General features: G+C 34.6%; 16 protein-coding genes and 1 tRNA gene. 8 read left to right on the forward strand and 9 right to left on the reverse strand.

Annotated elements, in window-relative coordinates:
- Positions 1–54 precede the first annotated feature (54 nt).
- The gene (locus KEM10_RS16695) at positions 55–516 is read left to right on the forward strand and encodes a hypothetical protein (RefSeq protein ID WP_212217169.1); all 462 of its coding nucleotides are present in this window, start codon (positions 55–57) and stop codon (positions 514–516) included.
- A 13-nt stretch (positions 517–529) separates the two neighbouring features.
- Here the strand turns inward: KEM10_RS16695 and KEM10_RS16700 are convergent, their stop codons facing one another.
- Together KEM10_RS16700 and KEM10_RS16705 are read right to left on the reverse strand one after the other, a co-directional pair.
- Positions 530–1,357, reverse strand: a complete 828-nt coding sequence (locus KEM10_RS16700; RefSeq protein WP_212217170.1) for a LytR/AlgR family response regulator transcription factor — start codon at positions 1,355–1,357, stop codon at positions 530–532.
- A gap of 5 nt (positions 1,358–1,362) precedes the next feature.
- A complete protein-coding gene (locus KEM10_RS16705) occupies positions 1,363–4,284 on the reverse strand; it encodes a sensor histidine kinase (protein ID WP_212217171.1) in 2,922 nt (973 codons plus the stop codon).
- 220 nt (positions 4,285–4,504) lie between these two features.
- Between KEM10_RS16705 and KEM10_RS16710 the strand changes: the two genes are divergently transcribed.
- Both KEM10_RS16710 and KEM10_RS16715 read left to right on the forward strand, forming a co-directional pair.
- Positions 4,505–5,521, forward strand: coding sequence for a right-handed parallel beta-helix repeat-containing protein (locus tag KEM10_RS16710; RefSeq protein ID WP_212217172.1), 1,017 nt, complete (start codon positions 4,505–4,507; stop codon positions 5,519–5,521).
- A 2-nt stretch (positions 5,522–5,523) separates the two neighbouring features.
- Complete coding sequence (locus KEM10_RS16715; protein WP_212217173.1) at positions 5,524–7,353, forward strand: LamG-like jellyroll fold domain-containing protein; 1,830 nt, start codon at positions 5,524–5,526, stop codon at positions 7,351–7,353.
- A 111-nt stretch (positions 7,354–7,464) separates the two neighbouring features.
- On the opposite strand, the gene KEM10_RS16720 is transcribed toward KEM10_RS16715, so the two are convergent.
- From KEM10_RS16720 to KEM10_RS16750, 7 genes are all read right to left on the reverse strand, one after another.
- Positions 7,465–8,961, reverse strand: a complete 1,497-nt coding sequence (locus KEM10_RS16720) for a glycoside hydrolase family 10 protein (protein WP_212217174.1) — start codon at positions 8,959–8,961, stop codon at positions 7,465–7,467.
- A gap of 111 nt (positions 8,962–9,072) precedes the next feature.
- Positions 9,073–10,074, reverse strand: coding sequence for a thioredoxin-disulfide reductase (gene trxB, locus KEM10_RS16725; RefSeq protein WP_212217175.1), 1,002 nt, complete (start codon positions 10,072–10,074; stop codon positions 9,073–9,075).
- Between the two features lie 149 nt (positions 10,075–10,223).
- Entirely contained in the window at positions 10,224–11,168 is a 945-nt protein-coding gene (locus KEM10_RS16730; RefSeq protein ID WP_212217176.1) for a DUF4249 domain-containing protein, read from the reverse strand.
- 3 nt (positions 11,169–11,171) lie between these two features.
- A complete protein-coding gene (locus KEM10_RS16735) occupies positions 11,172–13,829 on the reverse strand; it encodes a TonB-dependent receptor (RefSeq protein ID WP_212217177.1) in 2,658 nt (885 codons plus the stop codon).
- Positions 13,830–13,850: 21 nt separating this feature from the next.
- The gene (locus tag KEM10_RS16740) at positions 13,851–14,834 is read right to left on the reverse strand and encodes a FecR family protein (protein ID WP_212217178.1); all 984 of its coding nucleotides are present in this window, start codon (positions 14,832–14,834) and stop codon (positions 13,851–13,853) included.
- Positions 14,835–14,840: 6 nt separating this feature from the next.
- Positions 14,841–15,014, reverse strand: a complete 174-nt coding sequence (locus tag KEM10_RS16745) for a hypothetical protein (RefSeq protein WP_212217179.1) — start codon at positions 15,012–15,014, stop codon at positions 14,841–14,843.
- An 88-nt stretch (positions 15,015–15,102) separates the two neighbouring features.
- Positions 15,103–15,681 (reverse strand): RNA polymerase sigma-70 factor, encoded by a 579-nt coding sequence (locus KEM10_RS16750; protein WP_212217180.1) that lies wholly within the window; start codon positions 15,679–15,681, stop codon positions 15,103–15,105.
- 234 nt (positions 15,682–15,915) lie between these two features.
- Between KEM10_RS16750 and KEM10_RS16755 the strand changes: the two genes are divergently transcribed.
- The 5 genes from KEM10_RS16755 to KEM10_RS16775 all read left to right on the forward strand — a co-directional run bounded on the left by KEM10_RS16755 (position 15,916) and on the right by KEM10_RS16775 (position 18,552).
- Positions 15,916–15,990, forward strand: a tRNA-Pro gene (locus KEM10_RS16755).
- A 233-nt stretch (positions 15,991–16,223) separates the two neighbouring features.
- Positions 16,224–17,477, forward strand: a complete 1,254-nt coding sequence (locus KEM10_RS16760) for a hypothetical protein (RefSeq protein ID WP_212217181.1) — start codon at positions 16,224–16,226, stop codon at positions 17,475–17,477.
- Between the two features lie 163 nt (positions 17,478–17,640).
- Positions 17,641–17,982, forward strand: coding sequence for a helix-turn-helix transcriptional regulator (locus KEM10_RS16765; RefSeq protein WP_212217182.1), 342 nt, complete (start codon positions 17,641–17,643; stop codon positions 17,980–17,982).
- 69 nt (positions 17,983–18,051) lie between these two features.
- A complete protein-coding gene (locus tag KEM10_RS16770) occupies positions 18,052–18,273 on the forward strand; it encodes a hypothetical protein (RefSeq protein ID WP_212217183.1) in 222 nt (73 codons plus the stop codon).
- A gap of 66 nt (positions 18,274–18,339) precedes the next feature.
- Positions 18,340–18,552, forward strand: a complete 213-nt coding sequence (locus KEM10_RS16775; protein ID WP_212217184.1) for a hypothetical protein — start codon at positions 18,340–18,342, stop codon at positions 18,550–18,552.
- Positions 18,553–18,969 lie beyond the last annotated feature (417 nt).

Consider the following 18,969-nt stretch of genomic DNA (forward strand, 5'->3'; position numbering starts at 1 on the left):
CACATCGCTAAACCTTTTTAGATCCTTCTCTGTTTAAATAAAAAGCGGAAGTTTATGTTATTTAAGTTTAGATATAACGCCAAAGAGCATATTAACAGCCTTCAAGAAGAATTTAGAAAGGAAGATTCTTTCAGAAATGATTTTGCGGAGCTATTTAAACAAACCATTCATACTGTAATTAAAGAAGAAAATAAGCACATTATATTACCTATTGAGTTAAAATCGTTAACCCGTAATTATGCACTACAGGTTGTAAGTGCAATAAGATCTGTGTTAGACAAAGATGCTACTTCTCCCGCTTATCGTGTAAAAGACGAAATTGAGGCATTAAGCGTATACAATAAAAAGTACGAACATATTATTTCTAATCCTATAAGCAAAAAAGTATTTGAAGTGGTTCTGGATTTGGCAAAACAAAAGTTCCCGCAATTAGAAGAATTATCGAATGAGGGCATGAAACTTTTCGAAGTTAATCTGGAATGGTATCATATTACTTACATGTCGGCATTTCATTAATCCATTAAGCAGTTTACCTACCAAATAATTGACGAATAGTTCGGGTAAAACTGTTTATTCCCCCTTTTTTGCCAAACTGATCTTTAAAATCTTTACCAAATCGTTTTGATGCATACAAAACAGTTCCGTTAGTAAGTTCTACGGTTAACTCACGGTGATTGTATTTTTTTATAAACTCCTGATTAACAAGCAAACTATTACTGATTGCATGAAAATGATAATCACTAACCAGCATTTCTTTATAAAAACCTATATTACGAGTAACCGACAACTGAACACCATCCTTAAGAAAAACATAGCAGATTACTCCATCCGCTTTTAAATAAACAATATCAGAGATATTAACAAATTCGATAATACCATTGTGAAGATGAAATGCCATTTTATTACTGGGAATCTGCTGAGCCCCTCCCACCCTTTCGAGTAATAATTTAATCTGATGATTAAAATTCCGGGAACTGATCTTGGATAGTGCCTTATTTACAGCTTGAACCAATTCTGAATCGTCCAATGGTTTATATAAAAAATCGATAGCTGAATATTTAATGGCTCTTAATGTATATTCTTTAGCGCTCTCTCCGGTAATAAATATGATTTCAAAATCGATACAATTCTCTTCAGATAGTTTCTTTAATAAATCAAATCCAGTACCTGTTGTCAGTTGTATATCTAAAAATACCAATTGAATATTCTCTCGTTTAATTATATCGTACGCCTCTTCTATATCATATGCCTGATTAACCTTTTTAATTTGAGGAAACAATTGTTGAATACGCTGACATATATAATCAGAAGTGTCCTGAATATCTTCAACAACTAAGGCGTTAATAATTTGCTCCATACCAATCAGTTAAAAGTGATAATTACTTTCGTGCCTCCCAAGTCAGGATCTTCGTATCGAATTCTGATATTATATCCCAATTCATTTAATATATCAATCCGTTTTTGAATCAATTCAATGCCACGCGACTCGTATACTTTTATTGAATCTTTCTTTAGTTCTTCTGATTTCTTTCTACCGATACCATTATCTGTAATAGTACAAATAAGAGCTTCATGATCTGATGTAATTTGAATAACCAGTTTGCCATCCTTATTAGCCGGATAAAGACCATGTTTGATGGCATTTTCAACAAACGGTTGAATAATCATTGGCGGAATTGTCTTATTCAACAAATCCGGATCAGAAACTTCCAGCTCATAATCAAATGCTTTGGCACGGTATTTTATTTGTTCAAACTCGATATACATTTTTAGTAAATCCACCTCATCTTTGATGGAAATTTCATTTTTTTCCTGAGATTGATCCATAACCTGAGATGACTTAATGGTTGCCTCCATATAGGCTCTTATTAAACGAGAGAATTTAATAATGTATTGATTCGCAAGTTCAGGTTTATGCTGTGTAACCAAGTTTTGAACCGAAGCCAGAAGATTAAAAATGAAATGTGGATTCAGATTAGCCTGTAACGAAGCAATCTCGAGATAGCGTTTCTTTCGCTCCTGCTCAATGGCTTTTACTTTAAACAAATATCTCGATCGTGAAATATAGGCAATGATCAACCCTAAAAGAAGCAAAACAAAAAAGGCATATTTATAAAAATGAGGCTCTTTATAAAAAGGTAGTTGAACAACAATATTAATTGATGATGTTTTAAAGTCTTCTATCCCGCTGACAAATGCAGGCTTTACCATCACCTCAAAAGTATATTTGCCCGATGACAGATTATGATACACGGCATAGTTCTGACGACTCCATTCGCTCCAATCCTTATTAACTCCTTTTAATCGATATCTATATTCAGGCATGGTTGGCAAACCAAACCCGACGGTTTCGAAATCCAGCTCCAAATCATTTTCATGATTACTAAGTAATAAAGGTTGTCCCAATTTGCGCATTGCATATGTAATGGGCGTATTATTATAGTGAGTGATCTCAACATTGAAGAACTCTGAGTAGAAACGTACCTGTTCCGGATTGATAGCAGTTGTATTGGTTGTTGAAGGAAACAGTACTTTATCATCCCATTTAATAAAACCGTTCTGAGCAATCTCCTGAGCCAATAATCCATTTCGGAAATTATATGTCTTAATTATTAATTTTTCATTATTTAAGTATTCATCTAATTTAAAAACCATTAATTCACGGGTTGTTCCTAACAGTAATTTATCTTCAGAATAAGCCATTATAGCTGTTATGTAACCCGAATGCAAAAGCGGAACTTTTTTAAACTTTTTTTCTCCTGAATCAAAAATCCATAAGCCCTCTCTTCCTCCCATCCAGATATTATCTTTATGGTCTTTTGCCATAGAAATAATACCAGCAGTTGGTCCATCAGCAAACAATTCTTCAGAATTAAAAAATGTGTTTTTTTTACGATCGTAAACAGCCAATGATCGCCCTGTACCAATCCAAATTAACGTATCTCCCGAAAACTCAATAGCTGATGGATGTGACTTAATTTTACTTTTTGTTTCATCCTTTATGTATTCAATCTGTCCATTCACATCAAGAAATCCCAAACCATTTTCCTGACCGAAAATGATTCGATCTGAAAAAGCATCATAACATGTAACAAGCACAATGCCTGTATTTAACTTGATGGTTTGTTTTTGATTATATTTCACCAAACCATAATGAGTTGGAAAATACAAATTGCCATTCTTATCTTTTGATGCTCCATAATAATAATCCGTTTCTTTGTGGTTATAAAAACCTGTAGCTGTAATTTCCTTTTTGGCTTTTCTTTCCATATCTAAAAGATACAAGCCTTGTTTAAAGGCAGCACCATATAAATTGCCTTCATCAGACTGAATCAACGTCCAGAAGTCTTTCATAAAAGATTCAGGATACACCTCAAACGGATCCTCCCAAATTTGGTATAAACCATTATCTGATCCGGCCCATAACTGATTATCCTTGTCGATAATAACAGGATAAGGTGCTTTTATAAAATCTAACTGTAACTTATTTGCTCTATTTGTAGCACTATCCAGAAGAAAATAATCGTACATATAATTCAGCAAATATGATTGTACTGGCAGGCTATTTACTTTCACATTCTTAATTTCATTATTGGCATAACGAAATGTAAACAGTAATTCTCCATTAGGTAAAGAAAGACACTTTACTTCGTTTTCGTTATTCAATAAAATGACCGGAATATTGTGTGATAATCGTCCAACGTTTACTTTCCATCCTTTCGGAGCAGTATATATTTTTAATAACTTGTTTGCTTTAATACGAAAGACCTCATTCGAAACAAAATCGGTGCAATACAACAATTTAAGCTTCGGATCATATACCACTGATTCAACACCTCCAACCGAAAAATCAACTCCTACTTGGTATTGCTCAACTAAGGTATCATTACAATAATGCTCAATCCAATCTTTGGAATATATAAAATAACAACTATCCGCAACCATTAATTGAAAAGGCTCATTAATACTATTCATCAATCTGAATTGAGCACCATCAAACTTATAAACTCCCGAACTTGCTTTGACAAAAACATTACCCAATGCATCACTATCAATTGAATAGATATACTCATTACCCAAATATTGATGAAAATGCTCACCATTAAACTGAGCAAGTCCGGCTTTAGTTCCTACCCATACATATCCATAATTATCCTGATAAACAGCAGTTACCTGAATTTGAGGCAACCCATTATGAGTGTTATAAATTCTGTAAGGCAGATCCTTGCCAAATAATGACACAAGACTGAAGAGATATAAAATAAGAATTATAATTCCTTTCATTAAGATTGAGTGTAAGCTTAATGATACAATATAAGGATATTATCTGCTTCGGCATGAAGATTAATAACAGATGGTCGTATGTAATAATAACCGGACAAACATTAATAACATGTACTTTGGAAACAACACCCACTTATTACGCCAAATGCCCACTTATTATTAATCATCTGAAATAATAAAGCAAACAACCTAGTTTTATTGACAATCTAAACTCAGAGTCATGAAACAAATTTTACTTACCCTTATGGTTGTTGTAGCTACAACCTATGTATCGGCACAACAAATTGTTATTCTACAAAGTAACGGAACAACAACTGCTTTTGATAGCGAACAGCCTTTTATTGATGCATATGAAAGTGCGCTTGATGGTGACACCATTTACTTACCCGGTGCGGTTCTAACTCCACCAAGCACCATCGATAAACAATTAACCATTTACGGTGTAGGTCATTATCCAGAAGCTACTATTGCTACCAATAAAACTGTTATTAACGGTCATGTTTATATTAATGAAAACTCGGATAACATTAGAATAGAAGGTGTTGAGATTACCGGCACTCTCCTCTTTAATAATAATCAGAAGATCGATAGCGCAACTATTACGCGCTGCAAGTTAAATCAGGTATATCTTCAAGGTGATGGAACTACCCCCTGTGTAAATACCACTATTAAAAATTGTGTTATTACCTCCAATATTACCCTTAGCAATGCCTATAATTGCACATTTACTAATAATATTATTGCAACTACAGTAGTAGGAGGTATAAAAATTGCCCTACTAAACAATATCTTCCTATACTCCTCAACTTCTACAAGTTCCGGCACAATACGTTCAGTTAACAACTCAACTATAGCAAATAATATATTCCGACGAGTAAATAATCTGATTCAATCAGATTGTGAAACTTCAACATTCTCAAACAATGTTTTTAAGACAACAGCACTACCCGGAGTAAATACCTTTATAAATAACTACGAAAATGTTGATTTCGCTTCGCTATTTGTGAATCAGGGTGATGAATCAACCTTTACTTACGAACAAGATTATAATTTAACCAATACGGAGACTTACCTTGGTAATGACGGAACACAAGTTGGTATTTATGGTGGTTTATTCCCTTATAAGGAGGAAGCAATACCATCTAATCCACATATCAGTTCACAATCCATTGCTACCTCAACCGATGAAAATGGCATGTTAAATATCAGCATCACAGTAAGTGCTCAACAGGAATAGATATGAAAAAATTGATATCAGTCCTGCTGATTGTTATATCTTTTTCAATATGCCGGGCTCAAAACAAAATAAAAGCATGGGAATATTGGTTTGATGATGGTAGTTCATCTCTGGTGCAGACTTTGATAACACCAGTTGAAGAATTTACTTTATCAACCAATATTAATACAAACTTTTTGGAGGATGGACTGCATTGTATTCAATTTAGATTTATTGATGAAAACGATTTATGCAGCTCAATAGCAAGTCAACTGTTCTATAAGTATAGTGCGGTTAGCGAAGAAGTAAGTCTGACAGAAGTTGAATACTGGATAGATAATGATAGATCAAACACAAAATCAGAAGCTATTAATGGACAAACCATAATTTGGGAACCTGAAATAAATTTAGCAGGGCTACAGAATGGTTTGCATACCATTAATATTAGAGCAAAAGATAGTAACAACAAGTGGAGTGCTATTACCAGTAAATTTTTCATAGTTAAACCCAACACAGCAACTGCTAACTTAATTTCGTGGCAATATTGGTTCGATAATAATATCGAAACAGCAACTACAACTGATTTCACATCGACCAATTCCTATGATTTAAGTACATCTATCGATATCAGCAATCTTGCTACGGGCATGCATATCTTAAATATTCGTTTTAAAGATGACCAAAACAAGTGGAGTTCTCCTGTTAGTAAATTCTTCTACTTAAAAGAGAGTAATCCTGACCTGCCAAATTCCATGGTTGCAATCCAATATTGGCTGGATGATAATCTTGAAAACACATACACAGAAATACTTGAATCCAACCAATCGCTAACCATTACCGACGCAATTGATTTTACCACTTTGGTAGCAGGCACACACACCATACACTTCAGATTTTTAGACAAATCGGATGTTTGGAGTAGTGCCATCAGTAATACTTTTATCAAAGAATCTTTGTCCATTGAGGATGGCTTAATTGCTCATTACCCGTTGGATGCAAATGGAGAAGATCAGAGTGTATATCAACACCATGGCACATTGAATGAGACGACATCCACAACAGACCGGTTTGGAAATGCTAATGCAGCTATCTATTTTGATGGAGATAATGATTACATACGAATTTCTGATGCTGATCATCTTGACATTAATAACAATGAGTCATTTTCAGTTTCACTTTGGTTAAAACAAGAAGGAGCCAATACCGATAAGTATTTTCTTTCGAAATACAACCCATCACTGGGATCTAATGGTGCTTATGGTTTTGGCACAGGTTATACCGGAGATGCGTATAGCTGGTTGTATTTTAATGATGACGGAGGTACCGAAAACAGAGGTGCAATTGAGCTTAACGATGGTAACTGGCATCATTATGTTGCGGTTTACAAACCTGGAGAAAGCATCTCTATATTTATCGATAATCAGTTAGATATTCAGCAAACAGTTAGTTATACAGGTAATACAACCAACTCAACAGACTTATTTATTGGTTGTGGTGCAAATATTGCACAATATTTTACAGGCAGTTTGGATGATATAAGAATATATAAACGAGCATTGTCAACTGAAGAAATTAATGGTTTATACGATTATATTCCAACTTCAGCAGCGAATAACTATTTAATTAATATTAAGGTATATCCAAATCCGGCAAGTGATCAATTACATATTGATCTGGGAGAAAACAAAGGTGCTTCCATATGTATTTATAGCTCAACTGGCACCTGCGTTTATAATACTGTAGCTATTGATAATAAGGTTAGATTACCAGTATCTCACCTAACTAAAGGTCTTTATTTAATTGAGATAAAATCAAGTAAAGGAAGATCTGTTTCTAAGGTAATTATTGAATAAAATATGACATAGGAGAACTATGTATTATAGATGATAATAAATTAATTCCTGGTTTAATACTAAAAAGGGGTGAAGTTAATGGAAGAGGCTATCGGGATCTCTTCCATTTTTTTATTCAAACATTACAGCATTTGACTCATTGTTTGTAAGGCTAACTGCTGTAATAAAATACTTGTATTTAAATGGAGAATTTTTCTTTTCAACTTGAAATCTCAATTCGGTTCCACCTGTAATTGCTACAATCGATCGGACCTCATCAAGTTTAGGTTCATTATTTTTTTTACACTTGTAAATGACATAACCCACATTGTTTTCACCGGCTTCCCATGTAAGAACTACCTCTTTTTCGTTGCTATCCCACTGCGCATTTAGCGGACTTTCGGGAATTATCTGTTCTACTCTTTTATTTTTGGGAGGTAATGCTTCGTACTTATATCGTTTTTTTTGAATACGTTCCTTAAACCCAAGCGGATTAGTACGTAAATATTTTGCACTAAAAAACATGCTTCCATCTACATTTTCCGACTTCCTGATAAGTTTAATCTGCTTATCAATCTCTTTTGATTTTTGCCATGCTTTTTCATTTGATTGCGCATTAAGTCGGTACAAACCATGCCCAATATACATTGGACAATCAAACGCATTTTTATTCCACCAATCAACCAACACAGCATAATCAGCTACCTTTTTACCTATCGGCCAATAAATTTGAGGCGTAACATAATCTATCCATCCTTCTGCCTGCCATTTTAACACATCGGCATATAAGTCATCATAATTGGTCTGACCAGCTTTTGTAGCTGAACCTCTGGGATCTTTATCATTATTGCGCCAAACACCAAAAGGTGAAATCCCAAATTCAACCTGCGGAGCCACCCTCTTAATTGTATCATGCAGTTGCTTAATGATTAAATCTACGTTATCTCTGCGCCAATCTTCCTTTTTATCGGTTGTAAATCCACGCGGATATAGATCAAATGCATCTTGATCCGGAAAATCCTGACCACTTATACGATATGGATAAAAATAATCATCGAAATGAATAGCATCAACCTCATATCTTCGGATTATATCTGCAACCACCCGGCTAACATGGTTACGTGTCTCGGGCAATCCCGGGTTGAAATATGCTTTACTGCCGTACTTTACAAACCATTCAGGATGTTTCTTAATTGGATGTGAGTCAAAAATTGAGCTTCTTGCTGTGTCAAAAACAGCCCTGTACGGATTCATCCAAACATGTATGTCCAATCCTCGTTTTCTGCATTCCTTAATTGTAAATTCAAGAGGGTCGTAAACCGGGTCTGGCGCTTTGCCTTGTTCACCCATCAGCCATTGCGACCAAGGTTCCAATTCTGACTTATAAAAAGCATCGGTTGCTGGTCGAATTTGAAAAACAATGGTATTGAAATGATATTCTTTGGCCAGATCGAGAAGCTCAATCATTTCTTCTTTCTGCATATTGGTGGACAAACCGGCCCTCGATGGCCAATCAATATTCGCAACGGTTGCAATCCAAACAGCACGCATTTCACGCTTAGGATATTTTCCTGCATGAAGTATTGTTACTATTAATAAAAATGGAAGAAAAACAGCAAATCTTTTCATCTGACCTGAATTGACAATTGATTTAAATAAAGAGCTGAAGATAAAGAAAGCCATGATATAAAAAAAGGGAAAGCTTCCGCCTCCCCTTCTAACCTATCATCTTATAATATCTTATTCTTGTTCTGCCAGAAATCGTTCTGCGTCAATAGCAGCCATACAACCTGATCCGGCAGCTGTTACAGCCTGACGGTATTGGTCATCCTGTACATCACCACAGGCAAAAACCCCAGGAACATTGGTTTTTGAAGTACCTGGTATTGTTTTGATATAACCAACTTCATTTGTATCAATATAATCAGCAAAAATGTCTGAGTTCGGTTTATGTCCAATTCCAAGAAAGAATCCATCAATAGCAATCTTTACTTCCTCTTCTTCAGGTGTTCCTAAATTCTTAGCCAACGTTGCTCCTTCTACAACACCATTACCAAATAAACCTTTGGTTTGATGCTTCCACAAAATTTCAATATTCTCGGCTTTCATTACCCTCTCCTGCATAACTTTTGATGCACGCAATTCATCACGACGAACAATCAGGTAAACTTTTTTGGTTAACCCGGCAAGATATAGTGCTTCTTCACAAGCAGTATCACCACCACCTACAACAGCTACATCTTTTCCTCTGTAGAAGAAACCATCACATGTAGCACATGCTGAAACACCCGAACCTGCATACTTGGTTTCGTCTGGCAATCCTAAATATTTAGCAGTAGCCCCTGTTGCAATTATCAGGGCTTCTGCCTCAATAACCTTACTATCATCTACAGTTACTTTAAACGGGCGAGCAGATAAATCAGCTTTAGTGGCCATTCCAAAACGAATGTCGGTACCAAAACGCTCTGCCTGTTTCTTTAAATCCTCCATCATCTCCGGACCAGTAATACCTGATGGATAACCCGGAAAGTTTTCAACTTCAGTTGTAGTTGTTAACTGACCTCCTGGCTGTAATCCTTCATACATAACCGGACTTAGATTGGCACGCGCTGCATAAATAGCAGCTGTATAGCCTGCGGGACCTGAACCAACTATTAAAACTTTAACTTTCTCAACTTCTGTCATTTCGTTACTATCTTTTTTAGGAGCGTTCAAATCCTCCATTTTTCCAAACAATGCCATATCTATATATTTATATTTTTATATAATTTATTAATCACTAAACCAATTACTGGATTTCAAAATTTGTGCCGTTCTGTAAACATCTATTTCTCATACAAAAACACTGACAAGCCAACCGATTATCTGACAAAATATCAGATCACATCCAATTATCTATATAAAACAATAGAATCCACATCAAATACCATACCTGAAACTAAACCTAAACCACCTTCAATATTGTTATGAATTCGTACCGGATCAAAAATGGGTAATCCATTATAAAAACCATCATAACCTGCCGACAAAATGGTGCTTCTAAAATAGTCGTAATAGTCTTTAGTATGATGATACAGATAAATTGAAATCTTTATTTTTTCTTCATAATAATCAAAGAACAGATAATCCATTGGAATGTTGACATTAATGGTATAAGAATTTCCATTCAATAATTCATCGGAAAATAAGCCTTGAAAATCCAACCCTTGTAACAAACTTCCACTTTGATCTTTTTGAATAAAAACAGGATCTTCCTTTTCGAAGTCAACTATAGATCTAGTATAATAAGCATCTTCTCCAATGGTGCCAAATCCCTCACGAATAATGTGAAGCTGATAGAAATTTTCTTGACTTGCCGGATCTTCAAAAGTAATTTTCGTTTTTAAAAACTGCTCCAGTCCTCCTTCGCTATAATTATAGTTTACTGTACTGGTATCTTTTCGTAAAATAGGAATGGATAGTGGAATATAAGATTCTACCCTAATTGTATCACCCTCTCTCTCAAAAGCCTCAACAACCACATCATCTCCTTTTTCAAATGAAAACTCTTTCCAACTGCTCCAAACTGTATCGGCAGGTAAAATATATGTACCTTGGTTTTCTCCATTAATAGTAATACGAAAGCGAGCATTTTCAACTTGCTTGTAACTAGGAACAGAAAGGATACTTTGACTTTTGCTAAAATGTAAGCTTAAAGCACTATCGGGATAAATAAAAGAATACATTACCAATTGATCGGGTTGATCATTCAGCTCAATAACAATATCCTTTTCGCAAGAAATCAAAAGAATAATAAATGAATATATCAAACTATGTTTTATCCAATTGTGCTTCATATCTCAAAAACGAACTGTGTATCTTGCATATGGTATTGGGAACGGAAACAAACTAAACTGTTTTAATGATCGTTTAACTTCCCCACTATCCAATTCTGAATCTGAAAAATAAAGAAAGAATGGATTCTGACGTCCATAAGCATTTAACATTCCAAAACTCCATGTTCTGCTACCATAGCTTTTTTCTTTCTCAAAGTTAATACCTAAATCCAGTCGATGAAAATTAGGCATTCGATATCCATTTCTCTCGCTAATATATTGATTATAATTATTATTGTTATTATTTTCCTGAGTGGGTAAATCAGGTGAATAGTATTTAGTCTCAGGCAATGTGATTGGATTTCCTGTACCAAAAGTCCACGTACTGCTAAGGTTTACATTCTTATTAAAACGGTATAGTAAAAATAAGGATGCATCATGTGTTCGGTCAAAATCAGCAGGAAATGGATTTCCATTATTTAAATCATCAAATTGATTGGTGGTTTTTGAATAAGTATAACCAAACCACCCTGAAAGACTGCCTGTTTTTTTATGTATAAGAAGTTCAATTCCTCTCGACTCACCTTCTCCAGCTGTAAGTTTATTTCTCCAGTCCGATGTAAAATCAAAGTAACCAGTCGATTCTTTATAGGCCAATATATCCTTAAATGTTTTATAATAACCCTCTAATGACAAACTAAAACCTTTTCCTATTTCATACTCCACTCCTAAAGCTGATTGAGTTGCTCTCATTGGCTTTATCTCATCCGAAACTGGGAGCCACATATCTGTTGGCATTGCAACAGTTGCTGTTCGCAAAAGGTGCATATATTGAGTCATATGACTATAAGCTGCTTTTACCGACATCCTGTCATTAATAAGGTACCGCGCTGATATTCGGGGTTCTGCCGACCAATAATACCTACTTTCTGTTTGAAAGTTAGAAAAATTCCCTCCTATATTAATCCGTAAATTATCTGTTACATTAAGATCATCTTCAAAATACACTCTCATTTCTGGTCGAAATAATCTTTGACCGCCATAAGTTGTATCCACAGGAACCTCAGTTGCATTTTCTTGAAGATACACATCAATACCAGGATAAAAATTATGAGCTGTAATGCTGGCGCCGAATTTTATGTAATGATTGGTACCCGGAAAGTAATCCCAATCTGTTTTAAGCGTAAAATCTTTAATACCACTAAAATATTTCTGATTCACCACCCCCCACACACCATCTGTTTGATAATTAACTCTCTGACCTATATTAAATCGGTAGTTACTAAAACTTGCAATTGTATTGACAAACATTTTATCACCGAATATATGATTCCACCTTGATGATATCACCTCATTCCTCCAACCAATATCGTTTTCATCATATGTTTGCACAACCTGATTTACATTACTTGCATCTGCAGGGGAAACTTGTACATTTTGGAAGTTATATTGTAAATCATACTGATCTTTACCCAAATATGAACTTATATATATCCGATCTCTTTCTCCTAATTTGAAGTTAAATTTTGAATTAAAGTCGTAAAAGTAAAATCGACTCTTATTATTATCATTCAGCTGTATTAATCCTGAGAAAATATCCAGGTATGTTCGCCGGAATGAAACAGAAAAAGATGATTTATCTTTTACCAATGGCCCTTCTGCAGCAATCCTACTCGATAATATTCCCACACTGGCCAATCCTTTAAAGTCCTGCGTATTGCCATCATACATTCTAATATCAACAACTGACGATAACCTCCCTCCGTACCTGGCTGGAAACCCACCTTTTACAACACTCACATGATTTATTGCATCGGCATTAAAAATAGAAAAGAATCCAAGTAAATGTCCTACATTATATACCGGAACATCATCAATTAATACCATATTCTGATCCGGACCACCACCTCTTACATACAGGGCACTTAAACCTTCACCTCCACTTTGTATACCCGGTAACAGTTGAATACTTTTAACCACATCCACCTCACCTAAAAAAACAGGTACGTTCTTTATCTGCTCAATAGGAATATCTATTGTTCCGGTTCGGGTACTCTTTACTCTATTAGGCACTTTAGATTGAACAACAGCTATTTCTTTAATCTCAGTATCGCGCTGCATATCCAAATTAATCACGGTATCTGATTGAAGATTAATAAACAATTCTTTATGCTCATATCCAACATAAGAACAATTTAACCTAAGATATCCGGATGGAAGTGTGATGCTATAAAAACCAAAATTATTACTGACAGTACCTAATACTTTTTCTTCATCATAGACATTAGCCAGAATAAGTGCTTCTTTACTATTGGCATCACGAATGTAGCCCCTTACTACATACTTACCCGGAATACCTTCATAAGGACGAATTATTATTTTTTTACCTCTAACAATGAAATTTGACGGACAATTAATGAAGAGTTCGTTTAAAACTTCTCGAATTGAAGCACTTGTGCGACTTAATTCAACATCATCTTCGAAACAAAGCATATTGCTGTAACTAAACACCACTTTTGCTTGCTCTTCAATTGAATTAAGGAAATAGGCTGTTGAACCTTTATTGTTATCAAAGGAGACTTGTTGATATAAAACACTTTGTCCACTTAACTGCTTTTGAAACAGCAAAATGAACAAAACAACGAGAATATTTTTAAATCTTAAATTTTCCAGTTCAGGCATTTCAAATTATCATCCCCGAATTTAATCAGAGATGATCAATTTCTTGCCATCCATAGTAAACTTTTTATCGAAATGTATGCGTAATTCAACCAACACTTCTTCTAAGGTAGGTTTATCAAATTTAGTAGTAATTACCCTATCCGTATCTTTTGATTGATTATCTACCTTTTCTATCTGCTCAGCAAAATGATCTACAAGAGAGGTAACAACCTGATTTAAACCTGCTTTTTCAAAGGTAATAACACCCGTTCTCCACGACATTCTGTTAGCAGATAACTCATTAACCTTTTTAAAAGAGCCATTTACAAAAGTTGCAGATTCACCTTTTGAAACAATCACATTTTTATCACCCGAAGAAAAACTCACCTTTCCTTCTGTAACTATCAAATTAGTGGCACCATTAACACCCTTCTCTTCAAGATAAAAAGCCGTTCCTAATACCTTCACCTCAGTTTGTCCTATCTCCACCACAAAAGGCTGCTCAGGATTTTTAGTTACCTTAAAATACCCCTCACCTTGCAGTTTCAACTTTCGTTGTTTACCATCAAATGTTTTCTCGTACACCAGCTTACTATGTGTATTGAGTTCAACTTTAGACTGGTCAGGTAAAATAATACTTTCTACTTCTTCATCAGAAGAAAAAGCTACCCACTTTCCAAATCCAGGTGTGGTTTGATATAAAGTAAATGCAATGCTAATACCTATTAATGGCAATAGTATGGCAGCTATATTTCTAATATTTAAAAATCGGTTAACACCAAATTTCTGCTTATTGGCAAAACCAACCTTATTAGCAAAAAGAGCATAATCAGCATCTACATTAATAGTATCAAATGCCATGATATTATCAGATGCCTCCCATACTTTTTGCATTTGCTTATAGTAAACTTTATTTTCTTCAGAAAGAGATAACCAACTATTCAATTGATTTTCTTCTTCTGAAGAAAGCAAATCTGTAAATTTCTTTACAATAAGCTCATCAATATTTCCCCAGTTCTCACTCATATATAATTAATGAAATTCCATCAAGCCAAACAAGTTTGGTTGCTCTTGCTCGACTTTTTCTTTTTCAAGTACTTTCTCATCTTGTTTTTCTACTTCCTTCATTTCAAGCACTTTTTCTTTTGCTTGGTCTTCATCAACCGGTGAAAACAATTGGGCTAAAACTTGAAATATAAACTCCATATGTTAGGTTTTTTTTTATGATATTATTACTTCAACATAAATATGACAAACCAAAAAGCAGATACACGTATCGGTATTCTTTCTTTTTTTACTTATTCAAATAAATAAGTATCCACAATATGGCATTAAGATAATGTACTAACTGTTTTCGCAATACCTTTAATGCCTTACTAATTTGTGTTTCAACCGTTCGTTTCGAAAGGTTTAACTGATCAGCTATTTCCTGATTAGAGGTTCCTTCAAAACGGCTCATTTCAAATATTTTTCTACACTGATCAGGTAACGACTTTACTACTGAATAGATCCGCTGCTCCAATTCTGTCTCTTGTAGTTTATCTTCAACAAAAGCTTCTTCTTCCTTTTTCTCAACAAAAATATTGGCATGATGATCTCGGCGAATCTTGTTATGCTTAACTTGATTTAAACATCTGTTTCGAACCGACTGATACATATGAGCTTTTAAAGACGTATGGATATTCAACTCCGTTCGCTTCTCGTAAAAAGTAACAAAAACATCCTGAACCAACTCGCGCGCCAGATCATCATCAACAACAACTTTACGCGCAAAAACAACTAATTGTGCATAATACTTTAAGAAGAGAGATTTATATGCGTCTTCATCACCTCTTTGAATTCCTTCAATAATCCATTTATCATCTTTTACCATGAAAGCTTATTATGCATAATACAGATTGGTCTGTAAAAATATAAATTCATTTCTTTTTTAACGAATTCAATATATGAAATGGGAAAAACAATGCATTAAGTGACTTGATTGCATTTGGAAAGTTCTTAATCAAAAGGGATTAAGGAAATGATTTTCTTTACAAATAAAAGATTGTAAAAAATAGCAATTTCCTTATCTTTGCATTCGCCTTTCAAAATAAGGCAACGTATCGTTCGGGATGTGGCGCAGCTCGGTTAGCGCACTGGTCTGGGGGACCAGGGGTCGCAGGTTCAAATCCTGTCATCCCGACAATTGATAAACAAAAGGTTAGCTCATTTAGCTAACCTTTTTTCTTTCATCCTTGTTACACATTTGTTACACAATTATCGCCAAACTGTTAATTGGATTATTAATTCATTAAATAAAAATTATCCTTTTTTTTTGCGAGTAGGAATTCTTAAAAGATTTTTGTTGTTATTATTAACAAAAACAATACCCCGAAGTTATTTACATTGCAAAAGACGTATTATAAAAGAAAAAGAATGGCAGAAGTATATATCAAGTCGCTCGGATTTAAACCTAGAACATTTATAAACATACCAGAAGAAGAACAATTTGATATTTTGTACGACAATGGCATATTGGAAACAATTGTTGTTGATAATAAAACAGAGCAAATATGGCTGGATATATTTTTTAAGATTAACGAGAATTTAAAAGATGAAGATTTTGGTTACGAAACATGTAACCTATCAAAAGAAGAGGCTTCGAAAGAACTTGATATAAACATGGAGTGTGTTGGTAGCACCATCCTGTTTATCCTTATTAATATAAATACCGAAGACTGGTTTCACAGGATTACGGAATATATGGTTTACATGGAGCGGAGTATAGCATCGGTCCCCGGAACCGTTATTTATTGGATGATATTGGAAGACTTTTTTGAAGAGGATGGAGTAACCAGAATTAAGAGCAAACAACTTCTTCAATTTATAAAGACAAAGAATGAGATTATATACTGTCATAAATACATTGATGAGCTACAAACTTTCAGCGAACTGTTTCCCTTTAAGCTGCTGGACATAGAAAAGCTTCATGTTCCTGATATCATTTCATTGCTGGAACTATATCCCAAAGGTAAGCTGAATAGATTTGTAGCAGAACACTTTATAAAAATACCCAAAACACTTTCAAGGGAAAAGATTACAGACCTTTTGCATAAGCATGTAAAAACCGCCTTGAATGGTTTTAATACAGAAGAAATTTGGAAAAGTGGAGATATAGATACTATTAAGGAATTCTTAATTGAAAGTACTATCCTTGAGAATAAAATAACCAGTCAAGAAATATTACAATCCTTTAAAGCAGAATACGCAACTACAATAAAGCAATGGCTTATTTCTCAAAAACAGTTAATAAATCAGCTAAATGAAATAGAGAAACTTCAGTTTACAACTTCTGGAAATCCAAATGAAGATTCCAAAGAATATAAAGCAAACGAACATCATGCCAAATACTACTCTTTATATTTTCATATCTTAATAAAAGTTGGAAAAGCAAAGCCTTTTTTAAGAGATGAAAACGACAAATTTTCTAAAGCTGAAATTATGAAATTTGCCGAGAACCGCTTTCCGGGCATTAGCACACAGCAGTTCTACAATCATTATCGTGACTTGGAAGATATAAGCAATAAAGCAACGATAGCCCGAAGCTATCCAAACCTTAAAGAAATAGTAGCTGAAATATCAGGAAACGATGCCGATATCATGCACTATTTAAAAGAATTTCCCGGATAGGCTATCTAGATAAAAATTATTCTTGCTTATTTTAAGCCAGTTACACCCAGATAGCATATCTCAAAACAAACCGGGCTTTCATCATCTAATCTTTGCATTGATTAATCGAATAAAATTTAATGCAAACAGGCAATCTATTGATATTGCCATAAAATTCAGATGTATGAAACTAATCGTTATAGAACAAACAGAGCTTTCTGAGTTAATTGAAAACACAGTACGCAGAGTAATATCCGCAGCAAGCCCTAAACCCATTGCCAAGGCCCCAAAAGACACACTATCGATTGACGACCTGGTTGACATAACAGGGTATAAGAAGAATACCTTATACAGATTGGTTCATGACCGCAAAATTCCTTTTCGCAAACCCATGCATGGCGGTCGAAAACTTGTATTTATCCGCACTGAAATCGAGGACTGGATGAAAGGCCGAAAACCTCAAAGTACCGATGAGTATATCAACCAAATGGAAGAGAACCTATTCCTTAAACACAGAAGGAAATAACCACTTCACGGAATTACAAAGGCTTTTTGAAAAACCCTCGCATATTTATTAATCTAAAATTTTAAAAGAATGAAATCAAGAACATTTAATGTTCCAGCAGATTCTAGTGTTGATTTTGCCGAGCTATTGGAAGAGTATGGACTGGAAGGGTTCATTACCGGAAGAAATGATGACAATGAACTCCTTGTGAGAGTGGAATATGACCCACAGGAAGACAGCGAAGCAATCCTGGAAATAATGGAACAACTGGAAGACCTTGATGAAGAGGACGAGGACGATGATGATGAATAAGGTAACCCTTGACTATGGGTGTTAATGCCCATAGTTACCCGTTTTGGGTTTAAACGATTTACAAAAATGAAAGAGAAAATATTTTTCGTCCCAATAAATGAAATAGCTCACTTTGCAGAAACAGCTTCTGAAAATAGATTCAGAGCTGTCGTTTGCGGTACCACTTTTAAGGAAGTAGCATTTAGTGTAAAATACAACCCTGTAAAAGAAAAGCTGGCTATTATCGATTTGGAGTCAACCTTAAACAAAGGCTACTGGGTAGAACCTAATGATGAGTAAGGTAATAGTTAGTTATAGATAACTGTTATAAGGATATTATAGCTGCATAATACCGAGCAAATGCTTTTGTGTTACTCAATGTTTACCGCAAGTATCAAGGATATTCGCCCAAATCAATTTCATTATAAGAGACTTATAGAATAATTGGTTAATAGTAAGTGTTGAGTTCACAGATAATAGTTGCAACATAAGCCCGAATAGCAAAAAAGTAAGTCAGGATTGCTCTAAATTGGTATTAATAGCTAACACATAGTTTTTTGTTGGTCTGAGTTTCTGAAAATAAGAAGTCCAGTAGCTTTTTATACACAAAAGAATTAATTCTTCACTAAAAAATCACAACAATGAAGGAAAAACAAAGCAATATGCAGGATGCGATATATAAAAACCTGCAAGAAAATAAGAATTATGCGTACGAAA

This window comes from Carboxylicivirga linearis (assembly GCF_018271995.1).
Classification (GTDB): Bacteria; Bacteroidota; Bacteroidia; order Bacteroidales; family Marinilabiliaceae; genus Carboxylicivirga; species Carboxylicivirga linearis.